This is a genomic window from Bradyrhizobium tropiciagri, from assembly GCF_018130505.1.
Classification (GTDB): Bacteria; Pseudomonadota; Alphaproteobacteria; order Rhizobiales; family Xanthobacteraceae; genus Bradyrhizobium; species Bradyrhizobium tropiciagri_B.
This window is the reverse complement of the sequence record NZ_JAFCKH010000005.1, coordinates 28,282-47,421: the sequence shown is the minus strand read 5'-3', so window position 1 is coordinate 47,421 and position 19,140 is coordinate 28,282. Positions and strand designations below refer to the sequence as shown.

Genomic DNA, 19,140 nt, shown 5'->3' with positions numbered 1-19,140 from the left:
TATGCCGTTGCTTGCGATCATGATTTAGGTCCTCGCCGTCCGGAACTCCATGACCCAGGCCTCCAAATCGCCGCTCGGCGGACCCCGGACCACCGCCCGCGCCTTCTTCGTCGCGGATCGCATCAACACGTCCGGCCTGGAGCGCGGCGACGTCTTGGCCACGACGCCGCTGGCATTCCGCGTCAATGACAATGGTGTGGCGGTTCTGTTCCGCTACGGCGTCGTGGTGCTGATCGGCCTCAACGCGCTGGAGGAGGATGAATTCCTGCGCAGCCTGCAGTCGCGCATGACCGGCACCTTCTCCCGACGCGAGGAGGAGATCGCGATCATCGAGCTCGCCTCGGAGAAGGACGACCAGATCCCGCCCGGCGGCCCGATCTATCTGCAGAGCCTGTCGCCGGATCGGCTGATCCTGGTCGGCGAGGCCCTGGCCAAGAGCGTGGTGCTGGCGCGGCACGAGCGCGAGGTCGCGGCGGTGTTCGACTCGACCGAACCGTTCGCGCGCGAACTCGCCAAGGGCGGCCGTTTCCGCGGCGGCCGCACCGCTATCCTCAAGCACATCGGCAACGCGCTGTCGGTGCGGCATCGCGTGTCCGGCCCGGTCGAGGTGTCGGAGAAGCCCGACATCCTCTGGGACAAGCCGCATCTCGAGCGGCTCTACGCCCGGCTCGAGGACGAGTACGAATTGAAGGAGCGTGCGGAATCGCTGAACCGCAAGCTCGCGGTCGTCGCCGAGACCGCGCAGGTCCTGACCGACATCATCGACACCAGCCGTTCGCTGCGCCTGGAGCTGATCATCGTCTTCCTGATCCTGTTCGAGGTGCTGATCACGATCTACCAGCTCGCCATGGCGAAGCACTGATACGAACTGCCGTAGCCCGGATGCAGCGAAGCGAAATCCGGGAATCGTGCCCGCGGGTCGAGCGGCCCCGGATTGCGCTGCGCTGCATCCGGGCTACGCGGCTACGACGGCCATTTTTCCGTCCCTAATTATGCGTCATCCATGAACCGGTTACCGGCCTTCTGCGTTGGGCCGTGGCGGCGAGGTGAGGGATGGATCAGCACGACGGCGACTGGTGGCGGCACGGCATCTTCTATCAGGTCTATCCGCGCTCGTTTCAGGACACGGATGGCGACGGCGTCGGCGATCTCAAGGGGATCATCGAGCGGCTGCCCTATCTCGTGCAGCTCGGCGTCGACGCGGTCTGGCTGTCGCCGATCTTCCCGTCGCCGATGGCCGATTTCGGCTACGACATCTCCGACTACACCGGCATCGATCCGCTGTTCGGGACGATGGAGGATTTCGATGCGCTGGTCGCTGCCGCGCACGATTCCGGCCTGAAGCTGATCCTCGATCTGGTGCCGAACCACACCTCCGACCAGCATCCCTGGTTCATCGAGGCGAAGAGCGGGCGCGATCATCCTAAGCGCGACTGGTACATCTGGCGCGATCCGGGGCCGGATGGCGGGCCGCCCAATAACTGGCTGTCCGAGTTCGGCGGCAGTGCGTGGGCCTATGACGAGGCCTCGGGCCAATATTACTACCACGCCTTCCTCGCCCAGCAGCCCGACCTGAACTGGCGCAATCCCGAGGTGAGGCAGGCGATCTATGATGTGATGCGGTTCTGGCTGCGCAAGGGCGTCGACGGTTTCCGCGTCGACGTGATCTGGCACCTGATCAAGGATGCCGACTTCCGCGACAACCCGCCGAACCCGCATTATCTCGAGGGCCGGCCGCCGCACGAGAAGATCCTCACGCAATATTCGACCGACCAGGCGGAGGTGCATGATGTCATCACCGAAATGCGCCGCGTCACCGATGGGTTCGACAACCGCGTGCTGATCGGCGAGGTCTATCTGCCGCTGCATCGCCTCGTCGCCTATTACGGCAACGATCTGCGCGGCGCCCAGATGCCGTTCAATTTCGCGCTGCTGTCGACACTGTGGAGCGCTCGTTCGGTCGAGAAGATCATCGCCGACTATGAGAAGGCGCTGCCGCCGGGCGCCTGGCCGAACTGGGTGCTCGGCAACCACGACCGGCCGCGGGTGGCGAGCCGGGTCGGGCCGGCGCAGGCGGGCGTCGCGGCGATGCTGCTGCTGACGCTGCGCGGCACGCCGACGCTTTACTACGGCGACGAGATCGGCATGCGCCAGCTCCCGATCGCTCCCGACCAGGTGCGCGATCCCTTCGAGAAGAACGTGCCTGGCATCGGCGTCGGCCGCGACGGCTGCCGCACGCCGATGCAGTGGAGCGCCGAGCCCCATGCCGGCTTCTCGACGGCGCAGCCGTGGTTGCCGCTGGCGAACGATTTTGCCAGCGACAACGTCGCCGGCCTGGAGGCGAACCGGGCCTCGATCCTCAATTTCTACAAGGCGCTGATCGCGCTGCGACGGCGGTTGCCGCAGCTGGTTCGCGGCAGCTATGAGCCGGTCGGGGCGCATGGCGACGTCCTGCTCTACCGCAGGCGCGGCGCCGAGGGTGTCGTGGTGATCGCTCTGAATTTCAGCGCGCAGCCCGCGGCGATCACCTCAAGCGCGATCGGCTTCAGCAACGAGATCCTGCTGTCGACCTTCATGGACCGCGAGGGCGAGAAGGTCGACGGCATGCTCGACCTGCGCGCCAATGAGGGCGTGGTGCTCGGTCCGCCTCCTGAGCTGCGTCAGGAGGAGTGACGCGGCGTCTTGGTGTCGATGTCGCTGCGCTTGAGCAGATAGTCCAGCCCGCCGACCCGGTACCAGCGGTAGCCATAGCCTTCGATCAAGAGCTTGTGGCGGCCGCGATCGTCGGCGCGGCTGTGGTCTTCGGTCAACAGATTGACCAGCAGCTTGCCGGCCTCGTCGGGAAGTCCGACGCTGAACGCGATCTCGCGCGGCTGTTCGGCCAGGTTATGGATGAACAGCACCGAGTTGTTGCGCCAGTCGTAGCGGATGATCAGCATCGCCGGATCACGGACCGTGATCACCTTGAAGTCGCCCCAGCCGACCTCGGGGACTTCCTTGCGCATGCGGATGATCCGCTCGGTCCAGTTCAGCAGCGAGTTCGGGTCGCGCCGCTGCTTGGCGGCGTTGACGTGCTCAAAGCCATACGCCCCCTTGTCGATGACAGGCATGCAGGGACGGTCGCTTTCGGTGAAGCCGGCATGCGGCTCGGTCGACCATTGCATCGGCGTGCGCGCGCAGTTGCGTTCGGGCAGATTGAGATCGTCGCCCATGCCGAGTTCGTCGCCGTACCGGATCACGGGCGTGCCGGGTAGCGTGCACATCAGGCTGTAGGCGAGCTCCAGCCGGCGCCGGTCACCGCCGAGCATCGGCGCGAGGCGCCGGCGGATGCCGCGGTCGTAGAGCTGCATGCTCTTGTCCGGACCGAATGCCTCGAACACGGTCTCCCGCTGCGCCTTGGTCAGCCGGCCGAGGTCGAGCTCGTCATGATTGCGCAGGAACAAGCCCCATTGCGCCGTCGCCGGTCGCGGCTTGGTGGCGGCGAGCGATTTCGCCAGCGGCCGCGAGTCGCCGGAGGCCAGCGCGTAGAACAGGTTCTGGTTGACCTGGAAATTGAACATCATCTGCATGCGGTCGCCGTCGCGGCCGAAATAATCCATGTCGGTCTCGGGCAGCACGTTGGCTTCGGCAAGGATGATGGCGTCGCCCTTGCGCCATTGCAGGAACTCACGAAACGATCGCAGCATGTCGTATTGCTCGACCGGCTTGCGAACCTTGGCGCCCTTGGTCGAGATCACGAAGGGCACCGCGTCCATGCGGAAGCCGGAGACGCCGAGCTGGATCCAGAACCCCATGATCTTCAGGATCTCGGCCTGCACATGCGGGTTCGACGTGTTGAGATCGGGCTGGAAATCGTAGAAGCGATGGAAGTACCAGGCGCCGGCCTGCTTGTCGCGCGACCATGTGGTCTTCTGCACGCCCGGAAACACCATGCCCTTGTCGGCGCCGGCGGGCCGCTTGTCGGCCCAGACATACCACTCGCGATGTGGCGAATCCTTCGCGCTGCGTGCCGATTGAAACCAGGCGTGCTGGTCCGAGGTATGGTTGACGACGAGATCGATGATCACGCGCATGCCGCGCTGATGGCAGCCATGGGTGAACTCGACGAAATCGCCCAGCGTGCCGTAGCGCGGATCGACGCCGTAATAATCCGAGATATCGTAGCCGTTGTCGCGGCCGGGTGATGGCTGGAACGGCATCAGCCAGATCGTGGTGATGCCGAGTCCGTTGAGATAGTCGAGGCGCCGCAGCAGGCCCCTGAAATCACCAATGCCGTCGCCGTTGGCATCCATGAAGGTGCCGACGGAGAGGCAATAGATCACTCCGCTCTTGTACCAGAGGTCGTCGATCACCAGGCAGCCCTCGTCGCTCCGCCCAGTCCGGCGGCGGTGGGATAAGCGGCGAGGCGGCGGCGGGTTCCTGTCGGGAGCGCCGGCCGCAAGCCGCGGTCGCCTCTCGGTCTGCAGTATCTTCGCCTCTCCCCGCTTGCGGGGAGAGATCGGATTGCATGGAGCGTAGCGAAATGCGATCCGGGTGAGGGGGAGTCTCCGCGTGTCCGTCGCCTACCGTTTTGCGGAAGCAGCCCCTCACCCCAACCCTCTCCCCGCAAGAGCGGGGCGAGGGAGCCCACGAAGCCAGTCTAGCGCTTGATCTGCGCCTTCAGCGTGTCCTCGACCACGCGATCGAAGGACGATGCCTTCGGCGCCTTGCTGCGATGCTCGGCGACGTATTTGTCGCGCTTGGCGACGAGGGCGGCGAGCTTCTCGTTCAGCGCCTTGCGCTGGCCGATCTGCTTGTCGATCTCGGCCGAGCGTGCCTCGGGCTTCATGGCGCGCAGATTGTCGGGCAGATCCTCTTCCTTCACCTTCGTCATCTCGTTGCGGCCGGCGGCGATGTCGGCCACCAGATCGCCGTCGCCCGTGACCGCCTCCGAGGTCGCCTTGGCGCGCTTGTTGATGAAGCTCGCCATCTCCGAGGCGCTCGCCGGCGAGGCCGCGGCGACGCGCGACAATTGCTGCGTCTTGGATTCGGTGTGCTTCTGCAGCGCCCGCGGGCCGTAGGGAATCACGGTGCCGTTGATCTCGCGCTGCAGGATGATGATCTCGTCGTCATACGGCGTCTCGATCGTGACGATCCGGCCGCCGTCCTGCGGGATCGGGATGAACTCGCCGTTGCCGTTCTGCGCGATGTCGTGCCACACCCGTTCGGTGTCACGCGCATCGCCGGCGAGCACGGCGTTGACGATGATGTCCTTCTGCTTGGCCACCGCAAGCGTGACCGGATATTTGGTGTCCTGTGCGTAATCCATGTGCGGCGGCGCATCGCCGACCAGGAACACGATGCGGGTGCTGTCGCGGCCGTGGGTCCACTGCATCTTGTTGACGGCGACATCAAGCGCCTCGTTGACGCTCTCCGGCCAGTCGCCGCCGCCGCGCGCCTTCAATTCCAGCAGGCTGGCGTAGAGGTCCTGGATGTCGCGCGTGAGCTCGACCTTCTTGGTCACGTACTCGTCGCCGATGTCGCGATAGGCGACGAGGCCCATGCGGATGTCGGCGTCGGGATTGGAATCGACGATCGCGGTGGCGATCGACCAGATCTTGCGCTTGGCGCCCTCGATCAGTCCGCCCATCGAGCCGGTGGTGTCGAGCACGAAGGCGACCTCCACCGTCGGCTTGGCGATGGCCGAGGACAGTCCGGCGGATAGCGGCAGGGCAGCGAGAGCGAAGACAAACGAGCGAAGTGTGATGCGCGACCACATACGGGTCTCTCCTCCAGTGGTTTCGTCCCTCGGAACCAAGGTTCCATCGGCTTCACGGTGGCTTGAGGCCGAAACCAAGGCGGCTTCCTCGCGAATTTGCGGCTTAATCCGGCGCTGCCGTTGATGAATGGAATCGGTTAGTCTCTCAGCATGGAATCGCCCGCCCGCCAGATCGCGCTTGTGCCCGCGCTCGACCGACGCCAGTCGGAGACTGCCCTTGCGATCGCGCGCGGCACCGCAAGGCTGCTGAGATCGCTTGGATTTTCCTGCCTCAGCGAGTTGCCGCTGCCGTCCGGCAGACGGGCCGACCTGGTTGCGCTGAACGAGCGCGGCGAGATCTGGATCGTCGAGATCAAATCATCGGTGGAGGATTTGCGCGCCGACCAGAAATGGCAGGACTACCGGATGCATTGCGACCGGCTGTTCTTCGCCTTCACGCAGGACCTGCCGTGCGAGATCTTCCCTGAAGATACCGGGCTGATCATCGCCGATGCCTATGGCGCCCATCTGCATTGCGAGGCGCCGGAGCATCGCCTGCCGGCCGCAACGCGCAAGGCGATGACGGTGCGCTTTGCGATCGCCGCAGCGCAGCGGATCAATCGCCTGGTCGATCCGCAGGGGCATGTCGAGTTTTAGCGGCCGCCCTTGTAGCCCGGATGGAGCGCAGCGCAATCCGGGTAAGTCTCTCCGCGGATGATCTGTCCCGGATTTCGCTTCGCTCCATCCGGGCTACAAGTGTCCAAAATGCAAATGGCCGGGACGAGCCCGGCCATCGCAAGACAATCTGTAACTGCCGCTTACCTTGGTGCGCGCTTGGCGAGGATGCGCTGCAGCGTGCGGCGGTGCATGTTGAGACGGCGCGCGGTCTCCGAGACGTTGCGGTTGCACATCTCGTAGATGCGCTGGATGTGCTCCCAGCGCACGCGGTCGGCCGACATCGGATTGGTCGGCAGCTCCGACTTCTCGGTGCCGGTCGCGAGCAACGCGGCGACCACGTCATCCGCGTCGGCCGGCTTCGACAGATAGTCGACGGCGCCCATCTTCACCGCGGTGACGGCGGTGGCGATGTTGCCGTAGCCGGTCAGCACGATCGCGCGCGCCTCGGGGCGCTTGCGCTTCAGCGCCGAGACGACGTCGAGGCCGTTGCCGTCGCCAAGCCTGAGGTCGACGACCGCGAAAGCGGGCGCGGCGCGGCCGATCTCGGCAATGCCGTCGGACACCGTATCGCAGGACTTCACCGTGAAGCCGCGCGTCTCCATGGCGCGCGACAGGCGCTCCAGGAACGGCTTGTCGTCCTCCACGATGAGGAGCGAGCGGTCTTGGTGGTCATTCAGTTCAGCGATGGCGTTCACGTTCCAGTTTTCCCTGTGGCAGACGCCCAATTATATGGGACGGCCGTGGGGCGCTGCCAAGGCAGCCGAAAGTCGCGGATGCTGCATCCGTAATGCCAGACGCGTGCCTAAGAATCGTTCTTAAGTGACCGCCTCGGCGCTGGACACGTCCTCCTCGAAGCGTTCGCGCGGCCAGACGATCTGGACCACGGCGCCGTGATCGGGGAAGACGCGGTTGGTAAACGAGACGCGGGCGCCGGTCCGTTCCAGCAGCGTCCGGGCGATGAAAACGCCGAGCCCGAGGCCGCCGCGCGCGGTTTGGACGTCATCCGCGCCCCGGCGGCGGGATAAATACGGCTCGCCGATCCGTTTCAACATGTCCGGCGCGATGCCGGGGCCGTCGTCGGAGATCACGATCTCGACCGTTTCGGCATTCCACCACGCATTCACCTCGACGGTCTGGTGCGCGAAATCGACCGCGTTTTCCAAAATGTTTCCGACGCCATAGAGGATCGCCGGGTTGCGGGCGACGACCGGCTCGGAGGTTGCTGCGACAGCAAGCCGCACCTTGATGTCGACGCCGAAATCGCGATGCGGCGCCACCGCCTCCTCGATCAGGGTCGACAGCTTCATGTTGTCGAACGGCGCCCCGCTCGAGGAGAGCTGCGCGATCTTGCTCAGGATGTCCCGGCAGCGCTGCGCCTGCTCGCGCACGGTCTTCAGGTCGCCGGCGATGCTCGGGTCGTGCACCGTCTTCTCGAGCTCGCGGGAGATCAGGAAGATGGTCGACAGCGGCGTGCCGAGCTCATGCGCCGCAGCGGCGGCGAGGCCGTCGAGCTGGGTCAGGTGCTGCTCGCGCGTCAGCACCAGTTCGGTCGCGGCCAGCGCGTCGGAGAGCTGGCGCGACTCCTCCGTCACCTGGAAGGCATAGAGGCTGGTGACGCCGATCGCGAGCAGGATCGAGAGCCAGACGCCGAGCAGGTAGATCGGCGGCAGCACCAGCGGGTCGTCGGCATCCCAGGGCAGCGGCAGATGGTAGAAGAACAATGCCGAGGCGCAGGCGACCGCGAGGCAGCCGAGCGCCATCGTCAGCCGGATCGGCAGCGCCGTGGCCGAGATCAGCACCGGCGCCAGGAACAGGAACGAGAACGGGTTCTGCAGGCCGCCGGTGAAATAGAGCAGTCCGCCAAGCTCGACGATATTGGCCGCGAGCAGCGCCGCGGCATAGACGGGCTCCAGCCGCTGCATCGGGTTGAAGGCGATCTGCAGCGCCAGATTGATCAGCGCCGAGAGCGCCACGATGCTGACGCAAGGCACGATCGGGAGGTCGAATTCGAGCCCCTGGGCGACCACGAAGATCGCGACCAGCTGGCCAAGCGCGGCGAGCCAGCGCAGCCGCAGGATCGTATCCAGGCGGACATAACGGCGTGGCTGGCGGAAATCGGAGGCGACATCGGTCATTGCATGACTTTAGCGGTGCTGTGGGCGGCGCACAAATTCGCCAAGCCTTGCGCTTGATGCCGCGATGGCTCAACTACGGCCATATGCAGCAGAGCAAGACAGATCAGGGGGCGCCCGCAACCAGCCAAGGGCTGGCGGCCGATCAGGGCGGATCGGCGGCGATCGACGTCGCGCGTCTCGTCAAGGTCTACAAGACCACCCGCGCGGTCGACGGCATCTCCTTCCGCATCGCGCGCGGCAGCATCACCGGGCTGCTCGGCGGCAACGGCGCCGGCAAGACCACGACGATCGCGATGATCATGGGCCTGGTGCTGCCGACCTCGGGGACCGTCGAGGTGCTGGGCGCGAAAATCCCCGACCAGCGCTACGACGTGCTCGGCCGGATGAATTTCGAGAGCCCCTATGTCGACATGCCGATGCGGCTCACGGTGCGGCAGAACCTGACCATCTTCGGCCGCCTCTACGCGGTGAAGCATTTGCGTGACCGGATCGATCAACTCGCCGCCGATCTCGACCTGACGGATTTCCTCGACCGCGCCAACGGCAAGCTCTCTGCCGGGCAGAAGACCCGGGTCGCGCTGGCCAAGGCGCTGATCAACGAGCCGGACCTGTTGCTGCTGGACGAGCCGACGGCCTCACTCGATCCCGATACCGCGGACTGGGTGCGGCAGCACCTGGAGACCTATCGCAAGGCCCGCAACGCCACCATCCTGCTGGCCTCGCACAACATGCTGGAGGTCGAGCGTCTCTGCGACCGCGTCATCATCATGAAGCGCGGCAAGATCGAGGACGACGACAGTCCGGAGCGGATCATGGCGCGCTACAACCGCGATACGCTGGAGGAGGTGTTCCTCGATGTCGCGCGCGGCCGGGTGCGGGAGGAGGCGCCATGAGCGAGATCGTCAGCCATCAGCCTCGCGGCCTTTCCCTGCACCGCATCAATGCGATGGTGCTGCGCTACTGGTATCTGCTGATGTCGTCGTGGCCGCGGCTGCTGGAGCTGGTGTACTGGCCGGCGCTGCAGATCATCACCTGGGGCTTCCTGCAGAATTATATCTCGCAGGCATCGGGCTTCTTCGCCAAGGCCGGCGGCACGCTGATCGGCGCCGTCATCCTGTGGGACATCCTGTTCCGCGGCCAGCTCGGCTTCTCGATCTCGTTTCTGGAAGAGATGTGGGCGCGCAATCTCGGCAACCTGATGATGAGCCCGCTGAAGCCGATCGAGTTTCTCCTCTCGCTGATGATCATGAGCATCATCCGCCTCGCCATCGGCGTGATCCCGATGACGCTGATGGCGCTGTTCTTTTTCGGCTTCAATTTCTACGCCATCGGCCTGCCGCTGATCGTCTTCTTCTGCAATCTGATCTTCACCAGCTGGTCGGTCGGCGTGTTCGCCTCCGGTCTCGTGCTGCGCAACGGGCTTGGTGCCGAGAGCATCGTCTGGACGCTGATGTTCGCGGTGATGCCGCTCGCCTGCATCTATTACCCGGTCGAGGTGCTGCCGGTCTGGCTGCAATATGTCGCCTGGACCCTGCCGCCGACCTACGTGTTCGAGGGCATGCGCGCGCTGCTGATCGACCACGTCTTCCGCGCCGACCTGATGATCTGGTCTTTGGCCCTCAATGCGGTGCTGTTTGCTGCCTCTTTCGCGATCTTCCTTGCCCTTTTGCAGAGCGCCAAGCGCAACGGATCGCTGCTGTCGGGTGGTGAATAAATGTCACTTTCCCGTGGATTCTCGGTGTTTTAGCCTATTTACACCCCTAAATGTGCTGTGCGGTGCATTGACGCATTATTTTGCATTCGTCAGGATGCTGCGGCGCAAAACAGGGGTTTGAAAAACTTATGCCCATCGGTGAATTTGGCGGAGCCCCGCCACTCGCGACAGACGGCAGCCCGGCACTCACGACGCCGCTGTACTGGATGTATGAGATGGCGCAAGCCTCGCTCAACCCGGCGCGCGCGGTGACCGACGCCACCAAGATCCTGTTTCAGAACCCGCTCAATCCGTGGACCCACACCGAGTTCGGCAAATCGGTCGCCGCGGCCTGCGAGCTGTTCGAGCGCACCACCCGCCGTTACGGCAAGCCGGAATGGAACCTGCCGACGACCGAGGTCAACGGCATCCGTACCCCGGTCGAAGTGCGTTCGATCTGGGAGAAGCCGTTCTGCCGCCTGCTGCATTTCGATCGCAAACTGACCCGTCCGCTGCGCAGCCCGCAGCCGCGGGTGCTGATCGTGGCGCCGATGTCCGGCCATTACGCGACGCTGCTGCGCGGCACCGTCGAGGCCTTCCTGCCGACGCATGAGGTCTACATCACCGACTGGGCCGACGCGCGCATGGTGCCGCTCGCCGCAGGCCGTTTCGATCTCGATGACTACGTCGATTACCTGATCGAGATGCTGCACGCGCTCGGCGGCAACATGCACATCATCGCGGTGTGCCAGCCCTCAGTGCCGGTGGTTGCGGCCGTTTCGGTGATGGAAGCCAACAACGATCCGTTCGTGCCGCTGTCGATGACGCTGATGGGCGGCCCGATCGATACGCGGCGCAATCCGACCGCGGTCAACGACCTCGCCGCCGAGCGCGGCATCGACTGGTTCCGCAACAACGTCATCACCAAGGTGCCGTTCCCGCATCCGGGCGTGATGCGCGACGTCTATCCGGGATTCCTGCAGCTCAACGGCTTCATCAGCATGAATCTCGACCGGCACATGGACGCGCACAAGGCGCTGTTCGCCAATCTGGTGAAGGGCGACGGCGACCTCGTCGACAAGCATCGTGAGTTCTACGACGAATATCTTGCGGTGATGGACCTCACCGCGGAGTATTACCTGCAGACCGTCGACACCGTGTTCGTCAAGCACGCGCTGCCGAAGGGCGAGATGACCCATCGCGGGAGGCCGGTCGATCCCTCCAAGATTCGCCGCGTCGCGCTGATGACGGTGGAAGGCGAGAAGGACGACATCTCCGGCCTCGGTCAGACTGAGGCGACGCACGGGCTTTGCACCGCGATTCCCAACCATCGCCGCGTGCACTACGTGCAGAAGGGCGTCGGCCATTACGGCGTGTTCAACGGCTCGCGGTTCCGGTCCGAAATCGTGCCGCGAATCTCCGATTTCATGGTTTCGGCGGCGAATACGCGGCTTTCGCTGGTCGCTGCGGCCGAATAGGTGTCGTTCCGGCCGGGATTTCGGCCGCCGGGCAAGTTGCTGATTTAGCTAAAAGAATCCCAAATCGCGCACGGCTCAAGGGGTGAATTTGTTTTCACCTTTTGGGTCTTGTTCGCGACCCTGATTCACTCAAAAAATTCCGGTTCCGACCCCTGCCGGTAGAGGTCCATAAACCGCGAGCCCCTGTATATTGGGCAAATGATTTGTTTTTGCGCCGAGCGCTTTCCCTGGCGGCGGATATGGCAGAGTCCGGGTGAACTCCTGCTCCCCGGACTCTCAGAAATGGCTACTCGCGCGCTTCTTTATCGGCGGCCTGCCGAACCCTCGACCGTTTTGATCAGACACGGCTCCCAATTCTTCGCCATCAGGCTGAGGCGGCACAGGCGCGCGCGCCGCTATACGCTGCGAATCCATCCGACCGACCGTGAAGCGATCCTGACCATGCCGCCGCGCGGCACGATCGCGGAGGCAAAGGAGTTCGCGCAGCTCCATGGTGGCTGGATCGCCGCGCGTCTCGGCCGTTTGCCGAAGGCCGCGCCGTTTCAGCCCGGCACGGTGGTGCCGCTGCGCGGCGTGCCGCATCGCCTGGTGCATCGCGCCGGCGAGCGCGGCACGGTCTGGATCGAGACGCGCGACAGCGGCGAGAAGATTCTCTGCGCCGCCGGCGGCGTCGAGCATATGGACCGCCGCGTTCACGACTTCCTCAAGCGCGAGGCGCGCAAGGATCTGCAAAAGGCCGCACAGCTCTACGCCGCGGAACTCGGCGTGCGGGTGCGGCGGATTTCGATCCGCGATCAATCCAGCCGTTGGGGCTCCTGCACCTCGGCCGGCTCGCTGTCATTCTCCTGGCGGCTGATCCTCGCGCCGCCCTTCGTGCTCGACTACCTCGCCGCGCATGAGGTCGCCCATCTCGTCGAGATGAATCACTCGCCGCGGTTCTGGCGGGTGGTCGGCAAGGTCTGCGGCTCGGTCGAGCGCGCCAAGACCTGGCTCGACACCCACGGCAACGACCTGCACCGCTACGGCATTCAGGAGTAGGGCGGCCGTCCTCACCCCACATCACGCTGTCATCGCCCGGCCTGTGCGCAATTGCGCACATGGACCGGGCGATCCAGTACGCCGCGGCTTATCGGCTCGACAGTCGCTGTCTCTGGAATACTGGATCGCCCGGTCAAGCCGGGCGATGACGGCGGTGGGTGAACTGCGAGACCCGTAGCCCGGATAAAGCGGAGCGCAATCCGGGGCAGGTCTCACCAGCGGCACAAGGCGTCCCGGATTTCGCTTCGCTGCATCCGGGCTACGAAGTGACCGCGCTTACCGACTTCTGCTGAATACGCGGTCGACCAGCCAGCCGTCCAATCCGGCCGCCGCCTCGGGCCGCGCGTTCGGATTCGGCGGTGCCGACGCCCGCACCGGTGGCGGCTGGCGATAATAGCCGCCACTGGGTGGCATCGGCGCCGGCGGTGGCGGCTCTCGCAGTTGCGGCTGCAGCTGCACCGGCGGTGCCGACGGCGGCGTGATCTGCGACGAGATCTGCACCAGGTTGGCCGGCCCCCAATTACCCTGCGAATTCGGAACGCTCGCCACCGGCACGCCCTGATGCGCCGCCTTCATGAAGCGGGTCCACACTTCCACCGGTAGGCCGCCGCCGGTCGCCTTCTTGGTCGGCGTATTGTCGTCATTGCCGAGCCAGACGCCGGTGACGAGATGGGCGGTGTAGCCGATGAACCAGGCGTCGCGATAATCCTGGCTGGTGCCGGTCTTGCCGGCCGCGGTCCAGCCCGGGATCTCGGCCTTGCGCGCGGTGCCCGAGATCAGCGTCTCGCGCATCATGCTGTTCATCATCGCATCATAGCGCGGCTCGATCACCTGGCTGGGCGGATCGGTCGGACGGTCGTAGAGCAGCTTGCCCGAGCTGGTCTTGATCCTGGTGATCACATGCGGCGAGACACCGAGCCCGCCATTGGCGAACGGCGCGTAGGCGCCGACCAGTTCGATCACGGATACTTCCGAGGTGCCGAGCGCGATCGAGACGTTGGGTTCGAGCTTCGAGGAGATGCCGAGCCGGTGCGCGGTGCGCACCACGTTCTTCGCGCCGACCTCGAGGCCGAGCCGCACCGCGACCGTGTTCAGCGACATCGCCAGCGCCTGGGTCAGCGTGACCGAGCCGAAATATTCATGGGTGTAGTTCTCCGGCTTCCAGCCCTTGATGTCGAGCGGCGCGTCGGTGCGGATGGTGTCCGGCGTCAGGCCGGATTCGACCGCGGTGAGATAGACGAACGGCTTGAACGCCGAACCGGGCTGGCGCTTCGCGGTCACCGCGCGGTTGTACTGGCTCTCGGAATAGTTCCGGCCGCCAACCATGGCGCGCACCGCGCCGCCCGGCGTCATCGCGACCAGCGCGCCCTGGCTGACATTGAACTTCACGCTCTTGGCAGCGAGCTCGTCGATGATGGCGGCCTCGGCGGCGTTCTGCAGCTTCGGATCGATTGTGGTCTGCACCACGATGTCCTGGTCGATCTGGCCGACGAGATCGTCGAGCACTTCGCCGATCCAGTCGGCGACATAGTTCACGGTGCCGGCGCCGGCCGGCTTCACGGCAATCGAGGCCTGGCCGATCGAGGATTTGGCCTGCGCCTCGGTGATGAACCCGGCATCCGCCATCGCCGCAAGCACCACCCGCGCACGCTGCTCGGCGCCTTCGGGGTTGCGGTTCGGCGCCAGCCGCGACGGAGACTTGACGAGGCCGGCGAGCATCGCAGCCTCCGCCACCGTCACGTTCTTCGCCGACTTGCCGAAATAGCGCTGCGCCGCCGCCTCGACGCCATAGGCGCCGGAGCCGAAATAGACGCGGTTGAGGTAAAGTTCGAGGATCTCGTTCTTGGAATGCTTGCGCTCCAGCCACAGCGCGAGCTCGGCCTCCTGCAGCTTGCGCATCATGGTGCGCTCTTGCGTCAGGAACAGGTTCTTGGCCAGCTGTTGCGTCAACGTCGAACCGCCCTGCGAGACACCGCGATGCAGGACGTTGGTCACCGCCGCGCGCGCGATGCCGAGCGGGTCGACGCCGAAATGCGAATAGAAGCGGCGGTCTTCGATGGCGATGAATGCCTTCGGCAGATAGGGCGGCAGGTCCTTCAGCGCGATATTGGCGCCGGCCATTTCGCCGCGCTGTGCCAGCACGCTGCCGTCCAGGCCGACGATCTGGATGGTCGGCGGACGCTTTGGAATCTCGAGCGACTGGATCGGCGGCAGATGCGCACCGACCCACACCACGACACCGATCACCGCGATGCCGGCCCACAGTCCGAGCACCGCCGTCCAGTAGAACAGGCGGCCGATCCCGAGGCCGCGCGACTTGCGGCGCTTGTTGCCGCTGCTGCGCGCGGGACGCGGCCTCTCGGCATCGGAATCGCTGCTTTTTGGCTTGGATTTGGCCGGCTTGTCGTCACTACCGCCCGGAATGCGGTCGGAGGGCGACAGCCGCAGATCTGCGAGCGCGGCCGGAAGCCCGAACAGCGGCTCCTTGCGCGCACCGCCTTTTTTCCGTCCCCACGCCATCCGCAACGCTCACACAAATTCTTGTGCGGCAAGCTAGCGTTCCCGGTTTAAGGGGCGGTTACGCAAAGCTTAACGCGGGATTAGGACGTGAGGCGGCGCGTGCTACATATCGCTGGAACAAACAGGGAGCACCGCATATGGGCCACATCGATCCGACCAAGGAGGTCTTCGCACAATTTCGGGAGAGCGATCGGCCGGGCCCGATTCACATGCTCAATCTGGTTCGCCTGCGCGAATGGGCCGCCTATCCCGACGGCCGCAAGGTCAGCGGCGCGGAGGCCTACGCGTCCTATGGCCGCGAGAGCGGTCCGGTGTTCGAACGGCTCGGCGGGCGCATCGTCTGGCAGGGCCGCTTCGAACTGATGCTGATCGGCCCGCAGGAGGAGCGCTGGGACCACTGCTTCATCGCGGAGTACCCGAGCGTCGCCGCGTTCGTCGAGATGATCCGCGATCCCGTGTATCGCGAGGCGGTGAAGCACCGCCAGGCCGCGGTCGAGGATTCGCGGCTGGTCCGGCATGCCGTGCTGCCGGTGGGGAAGACGTTCGGAGAGATTCCGAGGTAGGGCACACAAGGCGGCGCAATCTGCCATTCCCGTCATCCTGAGGAGCGCGCAGCGCGTCTCGAAGGATGCACGGCCCGGCTGGTGGCCGACGACCCTTCGAGACGCGCTGCGCGCTCCTCAGGGTGACGGGGTTGGAGTGATTGCGTGCGCCGGAAAACAAAATCGGCGGCCCGAAGGCCGCCGATCGCGTTTCAAACCTTGCGAAAACCACTAGCCCGCCGGGCCGGCGTCCTCGAGGATCGGGCCGAACAGCTCCCAGCGCTCGCCGTTGAAGCGCATCATCTGCAGCTGCTTGTTGACGCGGTAGTCGTTCGGCGCGGTGTTGCCCTTGATGCCGGGCAGCGCCATGTCGAGCTCGACGTTCTTCAGGTTGGTGGCCTGCTTCAGCACGTTCTCGCGGGTGAGATCGTCGCCGCACTGCTTCAGCACATGCACCATCAGCTGCGCGGTCGAGTAGCCATAGGTGTTGAAGTTCGAGTTCTTGTCGCCGTCCGGATAGTACTTGGCCATGAAGTCGAAATAGCGCTTCATGCCCGGATCGTCCTTCCACTGCGGGTCGGCCGGATCCTTGCCGTAATTGGTGCTGATCAGGCCCCTGGAATTCTCCAGGCCCGCCGGCTGCAGCACGGCGCCGACCGAGGTCGCGTTGATGTCGACGATGTGGATCGGCTTCCAGCCGAGTTCGGCGATCTTCTTGATCGCCTGCGCGGCCTGCTTCGGCGTCGAGGCCGAGAAGAACAGGTCGGCGCCGGCGTCCTTGATCTTGATCACCTGCGAGTCGATGGTCGGATCGGAGACCTCATAGGAGGCTTCGGCCACGATCATCTTGGCGGCCTTGTCGCCGAGGCCGGCCTTGATGCCATTCAGATAGTCCTTGCCGAGGTCGTCGTTCTGATACAGCACGCCGATCTTGGCGTTCGGGTGCTCCTTCAGGATGTACTGGCCGTAGATGCGGCCTTCGACGAAGTAGTTCGGGTTGAAGCCGAGTGTCCAGGGGAAGTTCTTCGGATCGGTGAACTTCGAGGCGCCGGTCGCGGCGAACAGCTGCGGCACCTTCTTGCCGTTGAGATATTTCTGCACGGCGGCGTTTGACGGCGTGCCGACGATCTGGAAGGTCAGCAGCACCTCGTCGCTCTCGACCAGCTTGCGCACCTGCTCGACGGCCTTCGGCGGCGAATAGGCGTCGTCATACTGGATCAGGTTGATCTTGCGGCCGTTGATGCCGCCCTGGTCGTTGATCATCTTGAAATAGGCCGCCTGGGTCTTGCCGATCGAGGCATAGGCGGAGGCCGGTCCGGAGAACGGGACGGTCTGGCCGATCTTGATCTCGGTATCGGTCGCGCCGGGATCGTACTTCTTCTGCGCCAGGGCCGAGGTCGCCGACAGCGCGATCGTCAGCGCCGTTGCCGTGACCAGATGGAAAATCCCATTTTTCATAATGTTGCTTCCTCACGTGACTGGTTGGTCGATGATCTTTCCCCGGGTCCAAACGCCCGTGGGTTGCCATCGCTGGGCCGGGATACTGGAGGAAGCATTGTTGCAACGCAAGACGAGCTCTGCCGAAAAGGCGAGCAATTTCAGTCAACGAAAGTAGGGGGCGGTGCAAAAAGTCGCGCCGAGCGGCACGGGGATCTCACCTCTCCCCGCTTTGCGGCGAGAGGTCGTATCGCATCGAAGATGCGATGCGGGTGAGGGGGAGCCTCCGCGGGCTCAGCTAACTCCGTTTATGTGGAAGCAGCCCCTCACCCCGACCCTCTTCCCGTAAGAACGGGAGAGGGGGAGCAGCTTCTTCTCGTCGCGGCGTGAACTAACCCGCCGGTCCGGTGTCCTCGATGATCGGGCCGAACAGTTCCCAGCGCTCGCCGTTGAACCGCATCATCTGCATCTGCTTGTTGATGCGGTAGTCGTTCGGTCCCGTCGTGATCGACATGCCGGGCAGCGCGAGGCTCGGCACGAACTTCTTCAGGCTGGTCACCTGCTTCATCAGGTTCTCGCGGGTGAGGTCGTCACCGCACTGCTTGAGCACCTGGATCAGCAGCTCGGCCGTCGAGTAGCCGTAGGTGTTGACGGTGTTGAGCTTGTCGCCCTCGGGATAATATTTGTCCATGAAGGCGAAGTAGGCCTTCAGGCCCGGATCGTCCTTCCACTGCGGGTCGGCGGGATCCTTGCCGTAATTGGTCGAGATGATGCCCTTGGAGATGTCGAGGCCGGCGGGCTTGAGCGTGGCAGACACCGGGCTCGCATTGATGTCGAGAATGTGCACCGGATTCCACGCGAGGTCCGCGATCTTGCGGATTGCCTGCGCGGCGAACTTCGGCGTTGAGGCGTCATAGACAAGGTCGACGCCGGCGGCTTTTAACTTGACGATCTGGGAATCGACGGTCGGGTCGGTCAGCTCATAGGACGCTTCGGCGACGATCATGCTCGCCGCCTTGTCGCCGAGCCCGCTCTTCAGCCCGGTGATGTAATCGCGACCGAGATCGTCGTTCTGGTAGAAGATGCCGATCTTGGCGTTCGGATGATTGGCCAGGATGTATTTGGCGTAGATGCGTCCCTCGGACTGGTAGTTCGGGTTGAAGGCGATCGTCCACGGCGCATTCTGCGGATCGGAGAAGCGCGAGGCGCCCGTCGAGGCGAGGAGCTGCGGCACCTTCTTGGTATTCAGATATTTCTGCACGGCGGCATTTGACGGCGTGCCGATGATCTGGAAGGTGAACAGCACCTCGTCGCCCTCGACCAGCTTGCGCACCTGCTCGACCGCCTTCGGCGGCGAATAGGCATCGTCATACTGGATCAGGTTCAGCTTGCGGCCGTTGATGCCGCCTTGATCGTTGATCATCCTGAGATAGGCGGCCTGGGTCTTGCCGATGCCGGCATAGGCCGACGCGGGGCCCGAGAACGGCACGGTCTGGCCGATCTTGATCTCGGTATCGGTGGCGCCGATGTCGTATTTCTTTTGCGCGGCGGCTGAAGTGACTGACAACGCGATGGCAAGCGCAGTCGCAGCGAGCAGTTGCACGCTTCTCATGTCGTGACCTCCCATGTTGCCGATGATCTTGTCCGCTATGCTTTTGCCGCGGATGTCACCGTTGCAGGAATGATGGAGGAACGGTCGGGGCATTGCAAGGCAATGCCGCCGCGCGCGATGTCGCGTCAGAACGTTACTCCCTCTCCCCGTTCTTACGGGGAGAGGGTCGGGGTGAGGGCTGTTTCCGCGCAAACGGTCACAGTTGGATTTGCGGAGGCTCCCCCTCACCCGGATCGCATCTGCGATGCGATCCGACCTCTCCCCGCAAGC

The 19,140-nt window shown here is 64.5% G+C and carries 15 protein-coding genes; 8 read left to right on the top strand and 7 right to left on the bottom strand.

The window, feature by feature from the left end; all coding sequences use genetic code 11:
- The first annotated feature begins 49 nt into the window (after positions 1-49).
- Positions 50-862, top strand: coding sequence for an RMD1 family protein (locus JQ633_RS13865; protein WP_211985603.1), 813 nt, complete (start codon positions 50-52; stop codon positions 860-862).
- A gap of 191 nt (positions 863-1,053) precedes the next feature.
- Positions 1,054-2,673, top strand: coding sequence for an alpha-amylase family glycosyl hydrolase (locus JQ633_RS13860; RefSeq protein ID WP_211985602.1), 1,620 nt, complete (start codon positions 1,054-1,056; stop codon positions 2,671-2,673).
- Here the strand turns inward: JQ633_RS13860 and JQ633_RS13855 are convergent.
- Positions 2,661-4,352, bottom strand: a complete 1,692-nt coding sequence (locus tag JQ633_RS13855) for an alpha-amylase family protein (protein WP_211985601.1) — start codon at positions 4,350-4,352, stop codon at positions 2,661-2,663. The genes JQ633_RS13860 and JQ633_RS13855 overlap by 13 nt on opposite strands.
- A gap of 287 nt (positions 4,353-4,639) precedes the next feature.
- A complete protein-coding gene (locus JQ633_RS13850; RefSeq protein WP_211985600.1) occupies positions 4,640-5,758 on the bottom strand; it encodes a vWA domain-containing protein in 1,119 nt (372 codons plus the stop codon).
- Positions 5,759-5,908: 150 nt separating this feature from the next.
- Here JQ633_RS13850 and JQ633_RS13845 point away from each other — a divergent pair, with 150 nt between their 5' ends.
- The gene (locus tag JQ633_RS13845; RefSeq protein WP_211985599.1) at positions 5,909-6,394 is read left to right on the top strand and encodes an MmcB family DNA repair protein; all 486 of its coding nucleotides are present in this window, start codon (positions 5,909-5,911) and stop codon (positions 6,392-6,394) included.
- Positions 6,395-6,555: 161 nt separating this feature from the next.
- On the opposite strand, the gene JQ633_RS13840 is transcribed toward JQ633_RS13845, so the two are convergent.
- The gene (locus JQ633_RS13840) at positions 6,556-7,110 is read right to left on the bottom strand and encodes an ActR/PrrA/RegA family redox response regulator transcription factor (protein WP_211985598.1); all 555 of its coding nucleotides are present in this window, start codon (positions 7,108-7,110) and stop codon (positions 6,556-6,558) included.
- A gap of 120 nt (positions 7,111-7,230) precedes the next feature.
- Positions 7,231-8,550: an ActS/PrrB/RegB family redox-sensitive histidine kinase gene (locus JQ633_RS13835; protein ID WP_211985597.1), complete on the bottom strand. Its 1,320-nt coding sequence runs from the start codon at positions 8,548-8,550 to the stop codon at positions 7,231-7,233.
- A gap of 83 nt (positions 8,551-8,633) precedes the next feature.
- Here JQ633_RS13835 and JQ633_RS13830 point away from each other — a divergent pair, with 83 nt between their 5' ends.
- From JQ633_RS13830 to JQ633_RS13815, 4 genes are all read left to right on the top strand, one after another.
- Positions 8,634-9,443 carry an ABC transporter ATP-binding protein gene (locus JQ633_RS13830; RefSeq protein WP_433995656.1) on the top strand — a complete coding sequence of 270 codons (810 nt, stop codon included), beginning with the start codon at positions 8,634-8,636 and terminating at the stop codon, positions 9,441-9,443.
- Positions 9,440-10,264, top strand: a complete 825-nt coding sequence (locus tag JQ633_RS13825; RefSeq protein WP_211985596.1) for an ABC transporter permease — start codon at positions 9,440-9,442, stop codon at positions 10,262-10,264. Before JQ633_RS13830 ends, JQ633_RS13825 begins: the two co-directional genes overlap by 4 nt.
- A gap of 128 nt (positions 10,265-10,392) precedes the next feature.
- The gene (locus JQ633_RS13820; RefSeq protein WP_211985595.1) at positions 10,393-11,721 is read left to right on the top strand and encodes a polyhydroxyalkanoate depolymerase; all 1,329 of its coding nucleotides are present in this window, start codon (positions 10,393-10,395) and stop codon (positions 11,719-11,721) included.
- 198 nt (positions 11,722-11,919) lie between these two features.
- Positions 11,920-12,759, top strand: a complete 840-nt coding sequence (locus JQ633_RS13815) for a M48 family metallopeptidase (protein ID WP_211985594.1) — start codon at positions 11,920-11,922, stop codon at positions 12,757-12,759.
- 276 nt (positions 12,760-13,035) lie between these two features.
- On the opposite strand, the gene JQ633_RS13810 is transcribed toward JQ633_RS13815, so the two are convergent.
- Positions 13,036-15,279, bottom strand: a complete 2,244-nt coding sequence (locus tag JQ633_RS13810; protein WP_211985593.1) for a transglycosylase domain-containing protein — start codon at positions 15,277-15,279, stop codon at positions 13,036-13,038.
- A 137-nt stretch (positions 15,280-15,416) separates the two neighbouring features.
- On the opposite strand from JQ633_RS13810, the gene JQ633_RS13805 reads away from it, so the two are divergent.
- Complete coding sequence (locus tag JQ633_RS13805) at positions 15,417-15,842, top strand: DUF1330 domain-containing protein (RefSeq protein ID WP_211985592.1); 426 nt, start codon at positions 15,417-15,419, stop codon at positions 15,840-15,842.
- A gap of 210 nt (positions 15,843-16,052) precedes the next feature.
- On the opposite strand, the gene JQ633_RS13800 is transcribed toward JQ633_RS13805, so the two are convergent.
- Both JQ633_RS13800 and JQ633_RS13795 read right to left on the bottom strand, forming a co-directional pair.
- Complete coding sequence (locus tag JQ633_RS13800; protein ID WP_211985591.1) at positions 16,053-17,279, bottom strand: ABC transporter substrate-binding protein; 1,227 nt, start codon at positions 17,277-17,279, stop codon at positions 16,053-16,055.
- Between the two features lie 370 nt (positions 17,280-17,649).
- Positions 17,650-18,870 carry an ABC transporter substrate-binding protein gene (locus JQ633_RS13795; RefSeq protein ID WP_211985590.1) on the bottom strand — a complete coding sequence of 407 codons (1,221 nt, stop codon included), beginning with the start codon at positions 18,868-18,870 and terminating at the stop codon, positions 17,650-17,652.
- Positions 18,871-19,140 lie beyond the last annotated feature (270 nt).

Bases quoted from the DNA above. Each gene is read 5' to 3' on its own strand.
- JQ633_RS13865 (WP_211985603.1), top strand. From the start codon at position 50: ATGACCCAGGCCTCCAAATCGCCGCTCGGCGGACCCCGGACCACCGCC.
- JQ633_RS13860 (WP_211985602.1), top strand. From the start codon at position 1,054: ATGGATCAGCACGACGGCGACTGGTGGCGGCACGGCATCTTCTATCAG.
- JQ633_RS13850 (WP_211985600.1), bottom strand. From the start codon at position 5,758: ATGTGGTCGCGCATCACACTTCGCTCGTTTGTCTTCGCTCTCGCTGCC.
- JQ633_RS13845 (WP_211985599.1), top strand. From the start codon at position 5,909: ATGGAATCGCCCGCCCGCCAGATCGCGCTTGTGCCCGCGCTCGACCGA.
- JQ633_RS13835 (WP_211985597.1), bottom strand. From the start codon at position 8,550: ATGACCGATGTCGCCTCCGATTTCCGCCAGCCACGCCGTTATGTCCGC.
- JQ633_RS13830 (WP_433995656.1), top strand. From the start codon at position 8,634: ATGCAGCAGAGCAAGACAGATCAGGGGGCGCCCGCAACCAGCCAAGGG.
- JQ633_RS13825 (WP_211985596.1), top strand. From the start codon at position 9,440: ATGAGCGAGATCGTCAGCCATCAGCCTCGCGGCCTTTCCCTGCACCGC.
- JQ633_RS13820 (WP_211985595.1), top strand. From the start codon at position 10,393: ATGCCCATCGGTGAATTTGGCGGAGCCCCGCCACTCGCGACAGACGGC.
- JQ633_RS13815 (WP_211985594.1), top strand. From the start codon at position 11,920: ATGATTTGTTTTTGCGCCGAGCGCTTTCCCTGGCGGCGGATATGGCAG.
- JQ633_RS13810 (WP_211985593.1), bottom strand. From the start codon at position 15,279: ATGGCGTGGGGACGGAAAAAAGGCGGTGCGCGCAAGGAGCCGCTGTTC.
- JQ633_RS13805 (WP_211985592.1), top strand. From the start codon at position 15,417: ATGGGCCACATCGATCCGACCAAGGAGGTCTTCGCACAATTTCGGGAG.
- JQ633_RS13800 (WP_211985591.1), bottom strand. From the start codon at position 17,279: ATGAAAAATGGGATTTTCCATCTGGTCACGGCAACGGCGCTGACGATC.
- JQ633_RS13795 (WP_211985590.1), bottom strand. From the start codon at position 18,870: ATGAGAAGCGTGCAACTGCTCGCTGCGACTGCGCTTGCCATCGCGTTG.